The organism is Pseudoalteromonas sp. SIMBA_162 (genome assembly GCF_046535955.1).
Lineage (GTDB): Bacteria > Pseudomonadota > Gammaproteobacteria > Enterobacterales > Alteromonadaceae > Pseudoalteromonas > Pseudoalteromonas marina.
The window spans coordinates 1-259 of sequence record NZ_JAWJBQ010000650.1; the positions used below are offsets into that span (position 1 = coordinate 1).

Sequence of the window (259 nt, forward strand, 5' to 3'; positions counted from 1 at the left end):
GTCCTGCACCGGCGCGGTGGCGGCGTAGTCGTTGAGCGCCACGATACGCATGGTGCCATCCTCGACGCCCACCGCCTCCATCAGCGCCGAACCGAGCGGACCGCTGAAGCTCACTTCGCCGTCATGCCAGGGGGTGGTGGTCACGGTTTCCCGTTGCGTCAGCGCCATGCGCATGGCGCGATCGAAATGCGCCTCGCCTCCGGCGCTGGCATGGGTGACATCCCCGGTGACGCGCAGCACCACCGGCCCCTGCGGTGCC

General features: G+C 69.9%; 1 pseudogene. It reads right to left on the reverse strand.

The features are described 5' to 3' along the window. Nucleotides 1–259, reverse strand: a pseudogene (locus tag R0J88_RS21270) (hypothetical protein); the annotation flags it as partial.